General features: G+C 64.5%; 1 protein-coding gene. It reads left to right on the forward strand.

Annotation, left to right across the window (positions count from 1 at the left end; genetic code table 11):
* On the forward strand, window positions 1-501 hold a 501-nt coding region (locus ACFP1K_RS41420), incomplete at both ends, for a cobalamin-dependent protein (RefSeq protein WP_380764108.1).

Consider the following 501-nt stretch of genomic DNA (forward strand, 5'->3'; position numbering starts at 1 on the left):
CCGTCGGTGAGTTGTTCGGGTCGGGGCAGATGCAGTTGCCGTTCGTGCTGGCGTCGGCCGAGGTGATGAAGGCCGCGGTGGGGTATCTGCAGCCGCATATGCCCAAGGTGGAGGACGGTAACGGGTCCAAGGGCCGGATCGTGCTGGCCACGGTGAAGGGCGATGTGCACGACATCGGCAAGAACCTGGTCGACATCATTTTGTCCAACAACGGTTTCGAGGTGGTGAACCTCGGCATCAAGCAACCCGTCTCGGCGATCTTGGAGGCGGCGCAGCAGCATCAGGCCGACGTGATCGGGATGTCGGGGCTGTTGGTGAAGTCGACGGTGATCATGCGGGAGAACCTGGAGGAGATCACCACCCGCGGCCTGGCGGACGAGTTCCCCGTCCTGCTGGGTGGCGCCGCGCTGACCCGGGCGTATGTGGAGCAGGATCTGGCGCAGATGTTTCCTGGGCAGGTGCGGTACGCGCGGGACGCGTTCGAGGGGTTGCGGTTGATGG

The organism is Sphaerisporangium aureirubrum (assembly GCF_042658925.1).
GTDB classification, from domain to species: Bacteria; Actinomycetota; Actinomycetes; order Streptosporangiales; family Streptosporangiaceae; genus Sphaerisporangium; species Sphaerisporangium aureirubrum.